Source organism: Acinetobacter sp. LipI_15, assembly GCF_058242865.1.
On sequence record NZ_JBZAYN010000001.1, the window covers coordinates 1071309 to 1090519 of the forward strand.

General features: G+C 40.0%; 22 protein-coding genes. 8 read left to right on the forward strand and 14 right to left on the reverse strand.

The features are described from left to right. The first annotated feature begins 58 nt into the window (after nt 1-58). Nucleotides 59-625 carry a YceI family protein gene (locus tag AC4CU0_RS05175; protein ID WP_171262626.1) on the forward strand — a complete coding sequence of 189 codons (567 nt, stop codon included), beginning with the start codon at nt 59-61 and terminating at the stop codon, nt 623-625. A gap of 17 nt (nt 626-642) precedes the next feature. Here the strand turns inward: AC4CU0_RS05175 and AC4CU0_RS05180 are convergent, their stop codons facing one another. Beyond that, nucleotides 643-1530, reverse strand: a complete 888-nt coding sequence (locus tag AC4CU0_RS05180) for a LysR family transcriptional regulator ArgP (protein ID WP_180003273.1) — start codon at nt 1528-1530, stop codon at nt 643-645. 138 nt (nt 1531-1668) lie between these two features. Here AC4CU0_RS05180 and AC4CU0_RS05185 point away from each other — a divergent pair, with 138 nt between their 5' ends. Further along, nucleotides 1669-2268: a LysE/ArgO family amino acid transporter gene (locus AC4CU0_RS05185; RefSeq protein WP_180054954.1), complete on the forward strand. Its 600-nt coding sequence runs from the start codon at nt 1669-1671 to the stop codon at nt 2266-2268. A gap of 59 nt (nt 2269-2327) precedes the next feature. Here AC4CU0_RS05185 and AC4CU0_RS05190 read toward each other — a convergent pair whose 3' ends face one another. The 5 genes from AC4CU0_RS05190 to dapD form a co-directional block, all read right to left on the reverse strand. Continuing rightward, a complete protein-coding gene (locus tag AC4CU0_RS05190; protein WP_180026885.1) occupies nt 2328-2786 on the reverse strand; it encodes a peroxiredoxin in 459 nt (152 codons plus the stop codon). 134 nt (nt 2787-2920) lie between these two features. After that, nucleotides 2921-3328 carry a hypothetical protein gene (locus tag AC4CU0_RS05195; RefSeq protein ID WP_078192024.1) on the reverse strand — a complete coding sequence of 136 codons (408 nt, stop codon included), beginning with the start codon at nt 3326-3328 and terminating at the stop codon, nt 2921-2923. Nucleotides 3329-3341: 13 nt separating this feature from the next. Then, the gene (gene queC, locus AC4CU0_RS05200) at nt 3342-4013 is read right to left on the reverse strand and encodes a 7-cyano-7-deazaguanine synthase QueC (protein ID WP_490742624.1); all 672 of its coding nucleotides are present in this window, start codon (nt 4011-4013) and stop codon (nt 3342-3344) included. Between the two features lie 29 nt (nt 4014-4042). Beyond that, nucleotides 4043-4753 (reverse strand): 7-carboxy-7-deazaguanine synthase QueE, encoded by a 711-nt coding sequence (gene queE, locus AC4CU0_RS05205; RefSeq protein ID WP_180114786.1) that lies wholly within the window; start codon nt 4751-4753, stop codon nt 4043-4045. 113 nt (nt 4754-4866) lie between these two features. Beyond that, on the reverse strand, nt 4867-5688 hold the full coding sequence (gene dapD / locus AC4CU0_RS05210) for a 2,3,4,5-tetrahydropyridine-2,6-dicarboxylate N-succinyltransferase (protein ID WP_078190347.1): 822 nt from the start codon (nt 5686-5688) through the stop codon (nt 4867-4869). Between the two features lie 374 nt (nt 5689-6062). Here dapD and carO point away from each other — a divergent pair, with 374 nt between their 5' ends. Further along, nucleotides 6063-6791 (forward strand): ornithine uptake porin CarO, encoded by a 729-nt coding sequence (carO, locus tag AC4CU0_RS05215; RefSeq protein WP_111883964.1) that lies wholly within the window; start codon nt 6063-6065, stop codon nt 6789-6791. 59 nt (nt 6792-6850) lie between these two features. Here carO and AC4CU0_RS05220 read toward each other — a convergent pair whose 3' ends face one another. The 8 genes from AC4CU0_RS05220 to AC4CU0_RS05255 form a co-directional block, all read right to left on the reverse strand. Then, nucleotides 6851-8065, reverse strand: coding sequence for an OmpP1/FadL family transporter (locus AC4CU0_RS05220; protein WP_490742625.1), 1215 nt, complete (start codon nt 8063-8065; stop codon nt 6851-6853). Between the two features lie 162 nt (nt 8066-8227). Further along, nucleotides 8228-9151 carry a CysB family HTH-type transcriptional regulator gene (locus AC4CU0_RS05225; protein WP_180009951.1) on the reverse strand — a complete coding sequence of 308 codons (924 nt, stop codon included), beginning with the start codon at nt 9149-9151 and terminating at the stop codon, nt 8228-8230. 55 nt (nt 9152-9206) lie between these two features. Further along, a complete protein-coding gene (locus AC4CU0_RS05230; protein ID WP_490742626.1) occupies nt 9207-10268 on the reverse strand; it encodes a sulfate/molybdate ABC transporter ATP-binding protein in 1062 nt (353 codons plus the stop codon). Nucleotides 10269-10279: 11 nt separating this feature from the next. After that, entirely contained in the window at nt 10280-11167 is an 888-nt protein-coding gene (gene cysW, locus AC4CU0_RS05235; protein ID WP_078192018.1) for a sulfate ABC transporter permease subunit CysW, read from the reverse strand. Beyond that, nucleotides 11164-11997 carry a sulfate ABC transporter permease subunit CysT gene (gene cysT / locus AC4CU0_RS05240; RefSeq protein WP_078190342.1) on the reverse strand — a complete coding sequence of 278 codons (834 nt, stop codon included), beginning with the start codon at nt 11995-11997 and terminating at the stop codon, nt 11164-11166. The genes cysW and cysT overlap by 4 nt, the downstream gene beginning before the upstream one ends. Nucleotides 11998-12082: 85 nt before the next feature. After that, nucleotides 12083-12688, reverse strand: coding sequence for an alpha/beta hydrolase (locus AC4CU0_RS05245; RefSeq protein WP_490742627.1), 606 nt, complete (start codon nt 12686-12688; stop codon nt 12083-12085). Nucleotides 12689-12721: 33 nt separating this feature from the next. Beyond that, nucleotides 12722-13735, reverse strand: coding sequence for a sulfate ABC transporter substrate-binding protein (locus AC4CU0_RS05250; RefSeq protein ID WP_111883967.1), 1014 nt, complete (start codon nt 13733-13735; stop codon nt 12722-12724). 176 nt (nt 13736-13911) lie between these two features. Then, on the reverse strand, nt 13912-14919 hold the full coding sequence (locus tag AC4CU0_RS05255) for a sulfate ABC transporter substrate-binding protein (RefSeq protein WP_490742628.1): 1008 nt from the start codon (nt 14917-14919) through the stop codon (nt 13912-13914). Nucleotides 14920-15080: 161 nt separating this feature from the next. Between AC4CU0_RS05255 and pabC the strand changes: the two genes are divergently transcribed. From pabC to AC4CU0_RS05280, 5 genes are all read left to right on the forward strand, one after another. Beyond that, the gene (gene pabC, locus AC4CU0_RS05260; protein WP_490742629.1) at nt 15081-15890 is read left to right on the forward strand and encodes an aminodeoxychorismate lyase; all 810 of its coding nucleotides are present in this window, start codon (nt 15081-15083) and stop codon (nt 15888-15890) included. A 1-nt stretch (nt 15891) separates the two neighbouring features. Then, nucleotides 15892-16944 carry an endolytic transglycosylase MltG gene (gene mltG, locus AC4CU0_RS05265; protein WP_490742630.1) on the forward strand — a complete coding sequence of 351 codons (1053 nt, stop codon included), beginning with the start codon at nt 15892-15894 and terminating at the stop codon, nt 16942-16944. A 9-nt stretch (nt 16945-16953) separates the two neighbouring features. Further along, entirely contained in the window at nt 16954-17559 is a 606-nt protein-coding gene (gene tmk, locus AC4CU0_RS05270; protein ID WP_180022487.1) for a dTMP kinase, read from the forward strand. A 68-nt stretch (nt 17560-17627) separates the two neighbouring features. Next, nucleotides 17628-18047, forward strand: a complete 420-nt coding sequence (locus AC4CU0_RS05275; RefSeq protein ID WP_427987590.1) for a PaaI family thioesterase — start codon at nt 17628-17630, stop codon at nt 18045-18047. 195 nt (nt 18048-18242) lie between these two features. Then, nucleotides 18243-19208, forward strand: a complete 966-nt coding sequence (locus AC4CU0_RS05280) for a hypothetical protein (RefSeq protein ID WP_490742631.1) — start codon at nt 18243-18245, stop codon at nt 19206-19208. The last annotated feature ends 3 nt before the right edge of the window (nt 19209-19211 follow it).

Here is a 19211-nt window from a genome sequence, read left to right on the forward strand (position 1 = left end):
GGAGCAAAAAAATAAACATTGTAGTGATTTTAGGCTGTGTTTTATTCAGGAGAAAAACATGAATTTGCGTCACGGAACCTTAGCAAAATATATGGGAGCCTTCGCTTTATGCTGCGTATTGCCCCTACATGCTGCTGAGTGGACGCTAACGCCTAATAGTCAGGTCACATTTGGCATTAAATCTGTGGGGCTATCTATTGTTGAAGGGCGCTTTAATAAGGTTCAATCGAACCTAAAATTTGATCCTGAAATTCCGCATAAAGGTTCAGCGCATTTACTGTTAGATGTAGATAGCATCAGTTTTAGTAATCCAAGCTTAAAGGGATTAATCTTGGGCAGTGAATATTTTGATGCCGCTGAATTTAAGCAAGTGAAGTTCGTCAGTAAACAAATCGAACCCGTGGCTTATGCGAAATATATGATTCGAGGGGATCTCACCATTCGTGGCATCACTAAGCCTGTGATCTTCGATACCACACTCACCCCAAGCCCGCAAAATCCAAAAGTGTTGGATGTTCAATCTTTAGCAACCATTAAGCGTAGTGATTTTGGTATGCGTAAAGCACTCGGTGGAGTAGGTGAGCAAGTATTGATACAGCTCAAAGGCCAATGGCGGCTTGAATAACCGTAGTCTTATAGGGTTTAACACATATGATCTTTGGCATGTTGCAGCACAACAGCAGTCAATTTTTGTAATTGAACAGATTGTTGGTTCCAGTGATGCCAATACAAAGCTAGATCAATACTGAGTTCTGTTGAAAGCTCTATTAATTTTCCCGCTGCTAATAAGTCTTTGCTTTGATAGTCGGGTAACCATCCGTAGCCTAAGCCCATCGTAATGGCATCAAAAAATGCTGTTGAAGAGGGAATGAAATGATGTGGATATTGTGAAGGATTGAGTCCGAAATTTTTCTGAATCGATTGCGTATGCAGGTCATCTTTCTCATTAAAAATCAGTGCAGGCGCAGCCTTTAACGCATTTCGCGTCACACCTTGACCGAACCATCTTTGGATAAAATCAGGGGTTGCTACAAAGCGATAATGCATTTCACCCAGATATTCTGCAACGCAGCCTTTCATGGCTTCTGATTCTGTTGTAACACAGGCATTGACTAGTCCTGCTTCTAATAAATGATGTGTTTGTGACTGATCATCGACCTGAAAATGAATCACGATTTTTTCTTCAATTAAGAGATCTTTGAGTAGCGGAAGCAGCCATGTCGCAAGTGAGTCAGCATTGGTTGCAATATTGACTTGATAAAACGCATTCGCCGTTTGTCCTGTTAGATTTTGCAGAAAATTATGTTCTAGTAATTTGCTGTGTTGTAAATAATGCAATAAAGATTGGCCTGCGAGTGTTGGGCGGCAGGGCCGTTCACGCACAATGAGCACATGACCTAATTTCTTTTCTAAGGTTTGTAGCCTGAGCGTGACCGCAGATGCCGTAATATTTAAACGCAGTGCCGCTTGTTCAAAGCTTCCTGTTTCTGCAACCGCAAGAAATGCTTCACTATGTTTGCTTTGTAACATGAGTCACCTACGAGTATTAGAAATTACATAAACTAAGAAAAACTTAGTTATATTGATATTTATTTATAAATACTTATTTTTAGCAATAAGCTTAGATAATAGCAAGATTCATTTAAAGCTTTGAAAGTGTAGTTAAAAATGTTGCACAGTTATATGCAAGGGCTCGCAATTGGATTTAGCCTAATTATCGCGATTGGTGCGCAAAATGCGTTTATTCTCAAGCAAGGGTTAAAAAAGCAGTATGTCTTTTGGCTCTGCGCTATTTGTGCTGCTTCTGATTCGATACTCATCTTATTGGGAGTGCTCGGATTCTCCCAATTGGTTGAAAGTCATCCGGAAATTGTGAGTGGGGCGAAATATTTGGGCGCAACTTTTTTAGCAGTTTATGGAGCACAGCATTTTCTGCAAGCCTTCAAAACTTCAAGCAGTTTAGCGCCCAGTGAGAAGAATGAAACCAAACTATTGAAGTTGGTGCTGATTTGCTTGGCTTTAACGTGGTTAAATCCACATGTGTATCTCGATACGGTTGTGCTGATTGGGTCTATTTCAACGAAGTTTGAATCGACAGCCGTATATTTTGCGATTGGGGCAATTACAGCTTCATGGGTGTTTTTCTTTGTCCTCGGATTTGGTGCGCGCTATTTATTACCGCTCTTCCAAAGTGCAAAGGCATGGAAAGTTTTAGACTTTATTATTGGCGTTGTGATGTGGGGAATTGCAATTTCATTATTGCTCTAGTTATATGTCCTCATTAAATTTGAGCCCATTCCTAAAGGAGCGGGCTCAAATCATTAATTTTATGCAGCTTGTAATGCTTTTAAATCTTCTAAGACTTGTTCTGCATGGCCTGCAGCTTTGACTTTACGATATTCTTTTACCAGCTTTCCATTATGGAAAATAAAGGTTGAGCGTTCGATGCCCATAACCTTTTTGCCATACATATTTTTTTCTTTAATCACATCGAAATGCTGACATAGCACTTCTTCTTTATCACTGATTAAATCAATGCTTAGATTTTGCTTTTCAGTGAAGTTTTGATGGGCTTTAACCGAGTCGCGAGAAATGCCGTAGATTGGTGTATTAAGCGCATCAAACTGATCTTTTAAGCATGAAAACCCAATGGCTTGCGTCGTACATCCTGGTGTTGAATCTTTAGGGTAGAAGTAGATGATCAGCCAGTCATTGTTTAGTTCTGCAAGGTTGACTTCACCTGAGGTGGTTGGGAAGGTTTGATTTGGTAAGCTAATTTCAGTCATGAAGATTTCCTTTTTCATGTCTTATCCCTAAATGGGCTTAAACAAAGTATGTGAAATATGACCATCATACAGAATTTACTTTGAACTTAAAGCAATAAAAAAGCCTGCATTTGCAGGCTTTTTTAAGACGAAAATTATTTTTTCGCTTGAGCAGATTTCATTGCTTCTTCAGTTAAATTTTTTAATTTACCTGTTAACTGAGGACCGAAACATGCTTGAAGGTCTTTATTTTGTTTTTGAACAAAAGCGAGTGTTGCAGGGCTTTTCTTCTGGTTGATTGTGCTTTGGATTTCCCATTTTTGAGCATTGGTTAAACGACCATCTGCTTCAACAGCACAAGTACAGTATTTGCTAACTTCAGCGGCAGTTAGTTTTTTACCTTTGCCAGTTTCTTCTTTACAAACATTAATTAACGAAGATTTTACGTTAGTGCTCTTATATGCTTGTTGAAGCTTGTCGTTGTCAGCGTGTGCAACTGAAGCAAACAATGCAGCTGCAGAGAAAGCAGCAGAAAGAATAATGTTTGATTTTAAATTTTTCATAAACCCTACCTTGTTATTTCGGTATGTAACGTGTCGGATCTTCAACACCTGCGTCAACGAAACCTTGTTTACGAAGACGGCAGCTATCGCATTTACCGCAAGCACGACCTTGGTCATCTGCTTGATAGCAAGACACCGTTTGACTGTAGTCTACGCCATGTTCTATACCTAAGCGAATGATATTTGCTTTGGATAAATGTAACAGAGGTGTTTCAAATTTAAGTGGTTTTCCTTCAACGCCAACTTTAGTTGCAAGGCGAGCCATGTTGGCAAAGGCTTCGATAAACTCTGGACGGCAGTCTGGATAGCCTGAGTAATCAACCGCATTAATACCAATGACAATTGCTTCTGCACCAAAAACTTCTGCCGCAGCTAAAGCATATGACAAGAAAATCGTGTTACGCGCTGGTACATAAGTTACAGGAATACCGGCTTGTTCATGATCAGGAACTTCAATGCTATGGTCCGTTAACGCAGAGCCACCTAAGTTACCTAAGTCGATATTAATGACACGATGTTTTACACCAGCCTGCTTAGTTAACTCACGAGCAGCATCTAGTTCTGTCGTAGAACGTTGACCATACATAAAACTTAAGGCGATACATTCATAACGTGCTTGAGCCCAAGCTAAACAAGTGGTTGAGTCTAAGCCGCCAGACAATAAAACTATGGCACGAGGGCGCATATGCATTACTCCAAATAATTCTTTAAAACTTAACGACCAGTTTCATCGTTCCAAAGCAACTTATGTAATTGCAATTGGAAGCGAACAGGGAGATGGTCTTCTAAAATCCATTGTGCTAAATCACGTGCAAGCTGAGGCAAACGAACAGCACCTTTTTCAACGGCAAAGGCCGGAGAGAACCAAATGGTGTTGACTTTTTCGTTTAGCTTATAGCGCTCAACTTGCTGTTTTGACCATTCATAGTCTTCACGATTACAAATCACAAATTTGATTTGATCATGTGGCGTTAAATGGTCGAAGTTGCTAAGCAAATTTCGTGCAACTTCACCCGATGTCGGGGTTTTTAAATCCATAACCTTTGAAACACGTGGGTCAACTTTAGACACATCTAAAGCACCGCTGGTTTCTAAAGAGACTTCGCAGCCTAAATCGGCCAGACGAGTCATGAGGGGAAGGGCGTTCGGTTGAGCAAGCGGCTCACCACCTGTCACGCAAATATAAGGGGTTTTAAAATCTAAAGTAGTTTGAATAATTTCTTCTAATGATTGGCGTTCACCGCCTTCAAACGAATAGGTTGTATCACAATAAGTGCAACGTAACGGACAGCCCGTTAAACGGATAAAGACCGTAGGCAAACCTGCGGTATTGGCTTCACCTTGCAATGAATAAAAAATCTCCGTAATACGTAAACCCGCAGACGGATCAGAAACAGGAATAGCGGAAGATCGAAGGGTACTCATAACAAAATTAACCAGATATAAAAAAACAAAAAATCTCTACGATCATTGCTAACCGTAGAGACGAGGAGCGATAGAGGCTCCACGGAACACGAATGCTCCGCTGAAATAAAGACTTAGTCTTCGCGTAATAATTCGTTCAAGCTTGTTTTCGCACGAGTTTTCGCATCAACTTTTTTCACGATTACTGCAGCGTAGAGGCTGTATTTACCGCATTTAGACGGCAAGCTACCAGAAACTACAACAGAACCCGCAGGAACACGGCCGTAATGGATTTCGCCAGTTTCACGGTCATAAATCTTAGTTGATTGACCAATGAATACACCCATTGAAATCACAGAACCTTCTTCTACGATCACACCTTCAACGATTTCAGAACGCGCGCCGATAAAGCAGTTGTCTTCAATGATTGTTGGATTCGCTTGAAGTGGTTCAAGAACGCCACCAATACCAACGCCACCAGATAAGTGAACATTTTTACCAATTTGAGCACATGAACCAACAGTTGCCCATGTATCAACCATTGTACCTTCGTCAACATATGCACCAATATTGACATATGAAGGCATCAATACAACATTTTTTGCTTGGAAAGAACCTTTACGTGCTACAGCAGGTGGTACTACACGTACACCAGCAGCTTTAAATTGTTCTTCAGTCCAGTCAGAGAACTTAGTATCAACTTTGTCATAGAAGCGTAAGTCACAAGCTTCCATTGGTTTGTTGTCGTTCAATTTGAATGAAAGCAAAACGGCTTTTTTCACCCATTGATGAACAATCCATTCACCATCAATTTTTTCAGCAACACGTAATGTACCGTTATCTAGGCCAGCGATCACTTCTTCTACTGCTGCACGTACTTCAGCAGGACAGTCAGCTGCAGTGAAATTAGCACGGTCTTCAAACGCTTGTTCAATGATTGTTGAAAGCTGAGACATGTTCTTCCATCCAGAAAAAAATTTTCCAAGATTTTACACTAAATCGAGTCAAAAATAGATGGTAAATCGGCCTAGGATCGGAATTAATTATTAAGCAAGCACTATAACCAAGAAATTAAGAGTGATGAATTTAGCATTTTCATAAGGTTTGTATAAAAAATACGCAAAATATACAGAATTGTTCCTTAACATCATTATTATATTTAAAAAAATGAAACAAAAACTCTTTATTAATCAATATTAAAATCTAAATGTATCAAAAGTTAACAAAAAATCAGTAAATTTGCATAAAAGTTGAGCTGTGTTTCCTTTTAACATGTGCCATATAACAAGTCTGTAAAATCTGAATAACAGTTTATTTTGAGGAGAAACACATGAAATCATTACGTTTATTAACAGTAGCTGCTCTACTTACTGCTGCAGGTACTGCAATGGCAGATACCTCTGTAGTTCATGATGGCTATGCATTTGATCAAAACCAACTTATCCCAACTGGCGCTCGTCTAGAAGTGGGTACGACGGGTTATGGTGGTGCGTTACTTTGGACTGCGAACCCATACGTCGGCCTTGCATTAGGTTATAACGGTGGTGATATTTCGTGGACAGATGATGTTTCTATTGATGGTACAAAGTACGATCTAGATATGGAAAATAGCACTGCGTATTTGAATGCTGAGATTCGTCCTTGGGGAGCAAGTGCAAATCCATGGGCACAAGGTTTATACGTTGCAGCAGGGGTGGGTTATATTGATAACGAATATGATCTAACTAAACGTTCTAAAGATGGCACAATTAAAATCAATGGTACAAATTATTCGTATAACGGATCTGTTAACGGAAACATGTCTTACGAAAATGATATTGCACCGTATGTAGGTTTGGGTTTTGCGCCTAAATTAAATAAAAACTGGGGTGTCTTTGGTGAAGTGGGTGCTTACTACACAGGTAATCCAGCAGTTGACTTAGATAAATCTGGTACATTTGTTAATGCTGCTGGTGGTAATGCATCTGCAGATTTACGAGCAGAAGAGCAAAAAATCCGTGAAGATGATAAATATCAATGGCTTCCAGTAGGTAAAGTAGGTGTGAGCTACCATTGGTAAGTTCTTACTGAAATAAAAAAAACGAGCTTCGGCTCGTTTTTTTTGTTTTTAGAAAGCGTTTAAAATGTGTGACCAAATTTCAGACCATAGATCATGGCATCATTGTTTGAGACACTTGCAAGACCTGAAATATGAGATGTTTCAGTATTCGATGGTTTTGAGAGTTTCATATAATACAGGCCAGTCGCTAGAAAATTGTTCGGGTTAAATTTATGCATCATACCTAAACCTAAACCTCGATAGCCATCACTTGGGTTTAAGGTAGACGCCGCATTTCCTGTCCCGTTGTCCCAAATAAACTCTGCAGCAGCGAGCCAACTCGGATTCAATTGATGTGCAATCCCTAACTTTCCTGACCATTGATCTTTCTGATATTCCACCAATTGGATATCAGCTAAATCACGGTATTGTGGATCGAGTGCTGCGTATTGAAGCACGGCATTAAACTGCGGTGGCTGAATGTTGAAATCTTTCCAATTAATCCACCGAACTGTGCCATATACAACATTGTGTGGGCTAATGGCTGTTTGAAAATCAAAATTGACGCTTTGTGGCGTTTGAATTGAGGTATGGGTGTCAAGTACTAATTGAAAAGGACCATTTGAATATAAAGTTGATTCAGAGGTCTTATTTTCATGTTTTATTTTTGAACGATAGGTTAGGCTAGTTTTAATAGCATATTCAGGGATTTGATAACTGAATCCGAGCAGCCAACCAATCGCTTCATCTTGTTTAAAATCGGCATGGTAGCCATTGAGAGCAGCATATTGTTGTCCAGAAATTTTTAAATCACCTTTAAATGTTTGTAGGCTTAAACCGCTATAAATATTCCAATTATTATTGGGTTGATAGCCTACCAGCCCAGTTAGGTTATGCGTTCTAAAGTTAATATCGGCGCTTTCAATATCGATATTTGAGCCATCTGGTAAGCGTGGACTATATTGATAACTGATATCGGTATGAAAGGGTTGTTCATAAATCACCCCCGCAGAATTATTTTCAAGCGGTTGAATTTTAAGTGCAAATTTCCCAGAAAATTGTTGATGGGCGAGATTCCCTGTAGAAAAATCAGTTACGCCTAGTTCACTAATTAAACCTTGGTTTTGAACTTTGCCGTCCACTTGAGCATCGACATAAGCGAAACTGGCTTCAGTATAATTTCCGGGTTCAAGAAAGGCCGAGATCGATTGATCTGAGTTTTCTATCCCTGCTGCATACATGATTTGTATGGGGCAGACGATACCGACTGCCACTGCGACGAATTGATTTTTCATAAAGTCCGGGCTTATGGGTCGGAAGTAATAAGGTTTTAATTTTTATTGTGTTGGATGTATTTTAATCAAAATTAAAAATAAAGCCAAGAAAACTTAGATAAAATATGTGTTTACCAAAAATAGAGGACAGTAGGTGTCCTCTTTAATTCGTCAATTGGCCTATCATTCTTCTGGGTAAGCGACTTTTTTCAACGCTTTGATGTCAGCATCTGGTGAACATAAAGAAATAAACTCATAGCCATAACCGCGTAGTAAATGTCCTTTGCGAACAGCAATCCAAGTGGTATTAACACCAAAAATATCGGTAGGAATTTGTTTTAAACGGTAATCACGTTCTGGGTCATATGCCACATCGTTGACAATACCCACTCCCATATTAAGTTCAACATAGGTTTTAATAACGTCTGCATCAAGTGCGGACATCACGATATCAACATCAAAGCCTGAATCTTCGAAGGCTTTATCAATTTTAGAACGACCCGTAAAACCACCGTGGTAAGTAATAATTGGATAGTTCGACAAATCTTCAATGGTGATATTTGATTTTTGGGTGAGTGGGTGCTCTTGTGGTGTGATGATACTGTGTTGCCAGTTATAGTAAGGCACACTTGCAAGGTTATCTTCGGTGGTTAACGATTCGGTTGCGATCCCGATATCCGCTTCACCTTGAAGGAGCATTTCTGTAATTTCAACAGGGCTTGCTTGTTGCAAAATTAGATGAACTTTTGGAAATTCTTTTTTAAATTGGTTCACAATCGGCGGCAAGACATAACGCGCTTGCGTATGTGTGGTCGCAATCGTCAATGTCCCTTCATCCACTTTGTTAAAGTCATCTGCTAGACGTTTAATATTGTCTGCATCCACGAGCATGCGTTCAACGATACCCAATAAAGACTGGCCTGGTTCGGTTAAACCGAGTAGACGTTTACCTTTACGAATAAATAGCTGTACACCAAGTTCATCTTCTAGATCTTTGATGTGTTTACTCACGCCAGACTGCGAGGTATAAAGTGCAGCAGACGCTTCTGTTAAATTAAAATTCTGACGTACGGTTTCTCGAATAATTCTTAATTGTTGGAAATTCATAATTTTATTTTACCTTAAAAGCAAGTGGGGCTTGTGAAGGCCCCAACTTATTGTTTTATGCAACTTGGTTTTCAAATAAATGCAAGTTCGTTGCACTTAACCATACCGTTTGATTTGGGCGGAATTGATGTGCTTTCGCTTCATCAGCCGTTAATGAAATTTCGATCAGATTGCCTTGGCGGTCATGCAGTTCAGCAATGACTTTACCTGCAATCCAAAGCTCACGTACAAAAATCGCTTGGATGGCATTTTCTTGCGGCTGTGCATGAATACGCAGTTCATCCAGACGAGCAAAGGCAATGACATTGCCTTGCGGTGCATTGGCATTTTGTGGCAACAAAATTCGGTCTTCACCAATTTGAAAAAGGCCATTGCTATTTTGACCTTCAAAACGGTTGGCTTGACCTAAAAAGTCAAATACAAACGGTGTTGCAGGTTTTTCATAAACTTCACGTGGCGAGCCAATCTGTTCTACGTTGCCTTTGTTCATCACAATGATTTGATCGGCCACTTCAAGTGCTTCTTCTTGGTCATGGGTCACGAAAATAGAGGTGATGTGGAGTTCGTCATGTAAGGTACGTAACCAGCGGCGTAATTCCTTACGAACTTTGGCATCCAATGCACCAAAAGGTTCATCCAGTAATAACACACGCGGTTCAACCGCTAAAGCACGTGCTAGGGCAATACGTTGGCGTTGACCACCTGAAAGTTGTGCAGGGTAACGGTCAGCCAAGAAACCAAGCTGAACAAGATCAAGCAAACGAGTAACCCGTTTTTTGATTTCCGCTTCTGATGGACGTGTTGCACGTGGGCGTACGCGTAAACCAAAAGCAATGTTGTCAAATACGGTCATGTGGCGGAACAGTGCATAATGCTGGAATACAAAACCAACTTCACGTTCACGGACATGAACTTTAGTGGCATCTTCACCTTCTAAAATCACTTGGCCGCCATCGGCAGATTCAAGACCTGCAATGATACGTAGCAGGGTGGTTTTACCACAGCCTGATGGGCCAAGCAGCGCAACGAGCTGACCATCAGGAAAATCTAAAGAGATATTTTTAAGTGCATGGAATGCACCAAAGTGTTTTTCAATATTTTTTACTTGAATACTCATGAGGTCATTCCTTAAGAAACTTGTGAATCTTCTTTACGCTTGTCTTGTCGTTCCTGGCGTAGTTCAACCCATGTTTTTAAAATCAGGGTCACAATCGCCAAGAGCGCTAATAGTGAAGACACAGCAAAAGCAGCACTAAAGGTATATTCGTTATAAAGGATTTCTACGTGTAGCGGTAAGGTATTGGTTTCGCCACGAATGTGACCTGAAACTACAGAAACAGCACCAAACTCACCCATTGCACGTGCATTACATAGAATCACGCCGTAGATTAAGCCCCATTTGATATTTGGAAGGGTCACTTTCCAGAAAGTCTGCCAGCCTGAAGCACCCAATACGATAGCTGCTTCTTCTTCCTCTGTCCCTTGAGCTTCCATTAATGGAATCAACTCACGTGCCACAAAAGGAACGGTAATAAACACAGTGGCAAGGACAATGGCTGGAACGGCATATAAAATTTTGATGTCGTTATCCATCAGCCAGCCGCCTAACCAACCTTGAGTACCAAAAATCAATACCAACATTAAGCCAGCAATAACTGGAGAGACTGAAAATGGCATATCAATAATCGTGGTTAAAATAGATTTACCACGGAAATTAAACTTGGCAACAGACCATGCCGCAGCTACACCAAAGACGACGTTCAACGGTACGGCAATCACAGCTGTCAGTAGCGTAAGTTTTACTGCTGATAATGTATCTGGATGAACCAATGCTTGGAAGTAAACGCCAACACCTTGTTTAAAGGCTTCAACGAAAACCAAAACCAAGGGCAGAATCAGGCAGCTTAAGAAGAAAATTAAAGCAATGATGATCAGGGTATAACGAACCCATGTCGGTTCACGCGTTGCATCACGCGACTGTAATTTTTCCGCAAGCGCATTACTGTTCGTATTCATCGTGCAGTTCTCCCTGTACGGCGACTTGCCCATGCTTGAACCAAGTTAATTAAGAATAAAATGGCAAAAGAAATCACCAGCATCACAACAGCAATCGTGGTCGCACCTGCATAATCATATTCTTCAAGGCGAGAGATAATCATCAATGGGGCAATTTCAGTCTTGAAGGGTTGGTTACCTGCGATAAAAATCACCGATCCATATTCACCCACACCGCGTGCAAAGGCCAAAGCAAAACCTGTTAACAGTGCAGGAAATAGAATAGGTAAGATCACTTTGGTCACGATCTGAAAGCGATTTGCACCCAGTGCAGAAGCTGCTTCTTCAAGTTCAGTTTCTAGGTCGCTCAGTACAGGCTGTACAGTACGAACCACAAAAGGAATACCAATAAAGATGAGAGCCAAGGTAATCCCGATTGGGGTATATGCGACTTTAATGCCAATGGGTTCAAGGTACTGACCGATCCAACCAGTCGGTGCATATAACGAAGTTAATGCAATACCCGCAACGGCAGTTGGCAATGCAAAAGGTAAATCAACCAAAGCATCGACAATACGTTTACCCGGGAAGGTATAACGAACCAAACACCATGCTAAGAGCAAACCAAAAACCACATTGACTAACGCAGCAATAATGGCGGCACTAAAACTCAGTTGTAACGATTTTAAAATACGTTCTGAGCTTAAAATTTCCCATAGTCCATCCCAACCGATACCTAAAGATTTAATAAATACGGCCGAAAGGGGAATGAGCACAATTAAGGATAAATACGCTAGGGTAAAGCCTAGAGAAAGACCAAATCCTGGCAGCACTCGGGATCGCTGCGACATGATGACTCCTCAAAATGAGAAAAGCTGACTTAAAAGGTCAGCAAAATTGAATAAATGATTTTGCGACAAGCTTAATGCTCAGTACTTAAAAAGCAAATTGAAATAAATACTTGTTTTCATCAGTAAAGCTGATATGTTTCATGTGGTTTTCTGAAATTAAGTAATTGAAAATTTCAGGAAACGGTCCAAAACCTGATGCAACATTAATGTGACCCACAGCACCCATATTCACAGGGTAAAGCTTCCAAGCATCAGCAAGTTGTTTTGCATCTTCAAAGCCAAGCCAAGGATCATTTTCACTAATCAACATCGTTGTCGGCACACGAATACTTAACTGATGAAAAAATGCTTTGTAATCCGTCGTACTGTCGCGTGCAAAGCCGTTTTCTCCAAAGCGTGCTGGATTGGCTGGCGCAACCAAAACTAAATTTTTGATTTTTTTATTAAGTTCTGGATACAAGGCCAATGCTGCCACCGTGGTTAAACAACCAAAGCTATGCGCCACAATTTGAATTTCACCCTGTAAAGGTCGTACGGTTTTAACGAATTGTTTAATCCAGTCTTTTAGTACAGGGTGATTCCAATCCTTTTGCTGAACACGAGAGCTAGACATGAGCTGACGTTGTAACCAAGATTGCCAATGTGCGTGTTCACTACCGCCTACACCCGGGACAATTACTGTATGTGTCATGTCAAGTTCTCCTGATTCAGCCAATGACTGGTTTTATTTTCCGTTGTTGGCTTTAACGATTTGGTCAAACACGCCGCCATTTTCAAAGTGTGCTTTTTGAACTTTATCCCAACCACCAAATTCTTTATCAATGGTTACGAGTTTAAGTGGCTTAAAGACGGATGCATATTGTGCAAGCGTTGTAGCGTTACGTGGACGGTAAAAGTTCTGAGCTGCGATTTGCTGACCACGTGGTGAATAAAGGAAGTTTAAATAACCTTTGGCTAAATAAAGATTACCTTTTTTCTCTGCGTTTTTTTCTAAAACAGCAACAGGGGGCTCAGCTAAAATTGAAAGTGAAGGGGTCACAATTTCAAATTTACCCGGTTGTTCACGAATCGCTAAATGTGCTTCATTTTCCCAAGCCAGCAATACATCACCAATACCACGTTCAGCAAAGGTCGTAGTCGAACCACGTGCGCCTGAATCGAGCACTTTGGTGTTTTTATAAATCTTACGGACAAATTCTTGAGCCGTTGTATCATTACCACCCGCTTGATGTTTTGCCCAAGCCCATGCAGCTAAATAGTTCCAACGTGCACCGCCTGAGGTTTTCGGGTTTGGGGTGATAATACCCACGCCTGGTTTAACTAGATCGCCCCAATCTTTAATCGCTTTTGGGTTGCCTTTACGGACTAAGAATACAATTGTTGAGGTATATGGCGTTGAGTTTTGTGGAAGTTTCTTTTGCCAATCTGCAGGTAAAAGTTTGGCTTTTTCTGCAATCACATCAATATCCGCTGCAAGTGCTAAGGTCACCACATCGGCATCTAAGCCATCAATGACTGCACGCGCTTGTTTGCCTGAACCACCATGAGATTGTTTAAAATTAATTTTTTGACCTGTACGGCTTTCCCAATATTTGCTGAAGTCTTTATTCACACTTTCATAGAGTTCACGCGTTGGGTCGTAAGATACGTTTAAGAAGTCTTTTGCAGCTGCGCCAAAAGAAACTGTCGAAATGACTGCAGCAAGAACACCCAATTTTAATTTTGCGGAAATACTCATGTGAACCTCAATAATTATTACTTTGTTTGTAACATGGGTGAAGAATAGCGCCAATCTTTATGCATAAAAAATAATTAAAAACGAATTTTATATGAATAAAAAAGATAATGGGCGTATCTACGAAAAAAAAGCATCGACCTTATGCGAAAGGAAGATGCTTTTCGCTATTTAAAGCATTATTTTGAATTATTGGTCTTCACGATTTGGTCAAAGACGCCACCATTTTCAAAATGTTTTTTCTGTACTTTGCTCCAACCGCCAAACTCTTTATCAATAGTTACTAATTTTAAAGGTTTAAAGACGGATTTATATTTTGCCAATACCGCAGCATTACGTGGACGATAATAGTTCTGTGCTGCAAAGGTTTGACCTGCAGGTGAGTACAAATAATTTAAATACACTTTGGCTAAATTTTCATTGCCATCTTTCTTGGCATTTTTTTCTACAATCGCAACAGGCGGCTCGGCCAAGATAGAAAGTGAAGGGGTCACAATCTCAAACTTACCCGGCTGTTCACGAACTGCCAAATGTGCTTCATTTTCCCATGCCAATAACACGTCACCAATACCACGTTCAGCGAATGTAGTTGTTGCACCACGTGCGCCTGAGTCGAGGACTTTGGTTTGCTTATAGATTTGGCGGACAAATTCTTGGGCTTTTGTATCATTACCACCTGCTTGATGTTTGGCCCAAGCCCACGCTGCTAAATAGTTCCAACGCGCACCGCCCGATGTTTTTGGGTTCGGGGTAATAATGTCGACACCCGGTTTAATTAAATCGCCCCAGTCTTTAATGCCTTTCGGGTTGCCTTTATGCACTAAGAACACAATGGTCGACGTATATGGCGTTGAGTTTTGTGGGAATTTCTTTTGCCAGTCTTTTGCAACTAAACCACGTGCAGCTATTTCATCAATATCTGCAGCCAAAGCCAACGTAACAACATCGGCATCTAGACCATCAATAACAGCACGAGCCTGTTTACCTGATCCACCATGAGATTGTTTAAAGTTAATGTCTTGGCCTGTGGTTTTTTTCCAGTAAACACTAAAGTCTTTATTGAAGTTGTCATACAATTCACGGGTTGGATCATATGACACATTTAAGAAATCTTTGGCAGATGCACTGAATGCTGTGGCAGAAATGAATGCAGCTAAAACCCCAAGTTTTAATTTAGATAGATTCATGTTGTCCTCAATTTTTATACATGTTTTGTTGGATGAGGCAAGAATATCTGTAGTTTTAATGCAGAAAAAATAATTAAAAAAGAATTTAATATGAACAAAAAAGAAATATATGCTGAGCAATTATTTTTTAAAATAAAGTGATGTAATTGGGATGACGATGTATGCAGTGTTTTAAAAATGCGCAGCAAATAGAACAAGTTAATTTACTTGATCGCGCCTTTCACTATGGCGATGGCTGTTTTAGCACGGCACGTATTCGCCAAGGACAAATAGAACTTTTAGCTTTACATATTGCACGATTAAAACTGAGCAATGAGCGATTAAAGCTAAATGCAGATTTAAACCTTATTGAAGACACTTTAAAATTGTTACGTAAACAAGATGTCGTTAATGGCACTTTGAAGATTGTGTTGAGTCGTGGTATCGGTCAGCGTGGCTATAGTTTGCCTGAGCATCCAGCAGATGTTTGGGTGTTTTATTACCCCAAAGCTGTTGCAGATTTTGAGTACGAAACTGTCGAAAGTGGTGTATTACATCAAGCCATTGGGTTAACCATGCCAAGTTTGGTGGGCTTAAAGTCCTTAAATCGATTAGAACAAGTCATGCTCAAAGCAGAGTTGGATCAAACCCCATGGGGCGAAGCTTTGGTGACGGATGTGCAAGGTACAGTTGTTGAAGGTGTGAGCAGTAATTGTTTTATTCGCACAAATGAAGGATGGATTACGCCTGAACTTCGTTATAATGGCGTGCATGGTGTCATGCGTGCAGAAATTTTAAAACGGATGCAGCAGCTTCAGATTCCATGTACTCAACGTCACGTCAATATGGATGAAATTACGCATTTTCAGAGTGTTTTTTTCTGCAATGCTTTAAGTCCCATGAAAATTGCATCAACTCTGAATGGAGTTGAGTTAGATGTTCAAGCTTGTATTGAACTTTTCCGAACACTTCAATTAAGTCAGATTCGTTAATATGTCCACCGTGTCTAAAAAAACAAATAAGAAAAAATCTGCCACAGCAGGTTTTCCATTTAAAGCATGTTTGGTTGTGCTACTTGGTATCGTTGTACTTGTGGCGATTTTACTGTGGTCGAGTTTGTTTAAAGCCTATCCTGTGGAAGGCAAAAAGCAAATGTTGGCGATTGGTGCAGGGGATACCTATTCAGGATTTATTGACAGACTAGCCAAAGAGAAACAAGTTAATTTTCCTATTATTTTGAAGTTGTACCAAAAGTTCATGATCAATGACACCTTAAAAGCAGGTGTGTATGAAATCCATGAAGGCATGAGTGTGCGAGAAGTTATGGAGTTGATTTCTAATTCTGAAAATGCGCAAATGAATCGAATTTTAGTGATCGAAGGGACGACATTTAAGCAACTGATAGATGCTTTAAAAAATGACCCTTTGGTGACGCATGACATCAGTCATTTACCGTATGCAGAAATCTTAAAAGAGCTCGGCATTCCGTATTCACACCCTGAAGGATTATTTGCACCGAATACGTATTTCTTTGCAAAAGGCGAGTCTGATCGAAAAATTTTGAAGGATTTATATAACCGACAAATCAAAGCCTTAGATCAGGCTTGGACTAATCGAGCTCAAAATTTACCGTACAAAGATAAATATGAAGCCTTAATTATGGCGTCGATTATTGAAAAAGAAACCAGTATTGATAGTGAGCTTGAACAAGTGTCTGGTGTATTTGTGCGTCGTCTCAAACAAGGGATGCGTTTGCAAACAGATCCAACTGTGATTTATGGCATGGGCGATAAATACCAAGGCAATATCACTCGCCAAGATTTACGTACACCTACAGCATATAATACTTATACGATCAATGGCTTACCGCCTACACCGATTGCTTTGCCGAGTCAAAAAGCAATTGAAGCCGCGATGCATCCAGATTCATCTAACAATGTATATTTTGTTGCAACAGGAAATGGCGGCCATAAATTTAGTAGTAATTTGCAAGACCATAACCGCGCGGTACAAGAATATTTATCTGTAATTCGTGCGAAAAACTAAGGAGTGAGCATGTTTATTAGCTTTGAAGGTACGGAAGGTGTGGGTAAAACTACACTCATTCGTAAATTACATGATCATTTCCAAAATTTGGGTAAAAATGTCGTACTTACACGTGAGCCGGGTGGTACACCTATGGCTGAACAAATTCGTGCATTACTTTTGGCCGTCAATCATGATGAAGCAATGAGTGATGATACAGAGTTGTTACTTATGTATGCTGCACGCGCACAGCATTTGGCGCGCGTGATTTTACCTGCATTGGCAGAAGGTAAAATCGTTTTATGTGATCGTTTTGCCGATTCGAGTTTTGCTTATCAATGTGCAGGACGTGGTTTAGATCGTGACAAGCTCAATGTCTTAAATGCAAGTTTTGTTGCGCGTATACCGGATATTACTTTTTGGCTTGATGCACCGATTGAAACAGGAATGTTAAGAGCAAGAGAGCGTGGTGCTTTAGACCGTTTTGAACAAGAGAAAGCAACTTTCTTTGAGAAAGTAAGATCAGGTTTTGCTGAGATTCATCAAACGCACCCTGAACGAATGAAACGCCTTGACGCAACCCAAACACCTGAGCATGTATTCCAACAGGCATTATCGCAACTACAGCAGATCTAAAATGCCATAGTATTTGTTAGGTAATTGATTTAAAAATCATTCATAGCAAAAGTTATGGATGATTTTTTATGCATGCTACAAAACAGGAGATTATCAATTTCCTTAAGACTGAATTTGCGCCAAGCTTAAAGCATTGCACTATCGTTGAAGTTGGTGAAAAGGCTGCCACTTTAATTTGGCATGTGACTGAAAAAGATTTGCGGCCTGGCAATACTGTTTCAGGCCCGACTATGATGACTTTGGCGGACTTTGCATTGTATGTGGCAATACTTGCAGAGATTGGAATTGTCGGACTTGCAGTCACCACAAGTATGAATATTAACTTTTTAAGAAAGCCTGAGGCGAATAAAGACTTGCGGGGAGAATGTCGATTACTTAAGGTCGGTAAAAGCATCATTTATGGTGAGGTATTGGTTTATTCAGAGGGTGTTGAAGAGCCTGTGGCTCATATTACCGGTAGCTATTCGATTCCTCCGCAGCGACATTGAACTGAAAATATGCAGTTGATCCATTAGATTGGATTAAAATGCAGCAGTCTGTCTAAATAAATTATGCATTGGTTGGTGAATTTTCTGCGTAGTGTATTTTTATTTGCATAATTTCAAAAGCTTAGTAGAAATCAATCAACTCATAAGTGCTGTTTTAAATCTATAATTGAATCACAGATTTGATTGGTTAAATACATGACTGCTACTGCACATGAAGTTGTTCGGCTCTTTCAGGATCATGCATATCCTTTGTCAGAAAAATTGACAGAAATGCTGAATGAGCATTACTCACATCAAACTGAACGACGTGGCTGTGGCTATACCCAAGCCACACGTGTGTTAGCTGAATATATTAATGTGCCGCGCGTATCACATGAATTTCAAGATCTTAAACTTTTTGATCAATATGACACGCACGGTTTACGCAAAATTTTAGATCAAAGTCGTGCATATCATGTAGATTTGTCAAGTTGGCGTAATCTGGATTTGAATCAAAATATTCAGCAATTGAATCAATCTGAACAAGCTACAGAATTTTGCGATGTTTTAGAGAAAGAATTACGTCTCCAAAAAAGTTTGCGTCAAATCCAGCAACATGCAAATTTAGAAGAAAGTCAGCTTATTTGTTCCTTGATTGAAGATGTGATTTTGCCAAAATCCCCGATTGAAAACAAAATTGTTGAAGTGCAAGCACTGGTTGATAAGCCAAAAGTTGGCTCATGTCCAATGGCTGAAAATTTCTTTTTAAAAATCGCACATCGACGTGTATTACGTAACGGTGAAATTAATATTTTTGTAGATGTACACGGTCAGCCCATATTTATGGAAAAATTAAATATGGGGGATAACCATTCTTGTATCAGTTTGAAACCTGTACTCATGAATGGTGTTCGTATTCCAGCAGGTTCACTTTTTTCCGTGAGTTATGATGCTGAACAATTAGTTGAAAAACGACAAAATCGGGAGTTTAAAGGTTTTGTGATTCCTTATCAGGCCATTTCTGGTTGGTGGTTTTTACGCTTAACGACTTTGGCCGTGTCGCCACAAAATCGAAAACGTGCATTCAGCACGCATTTTCAGCAGCAAGTGGATAATGGTCTGTATAGTCCAGGTACGACTGAGCTCCAGCAATTAATAGATGTGGCAATAGCGCAACTTTGAGTG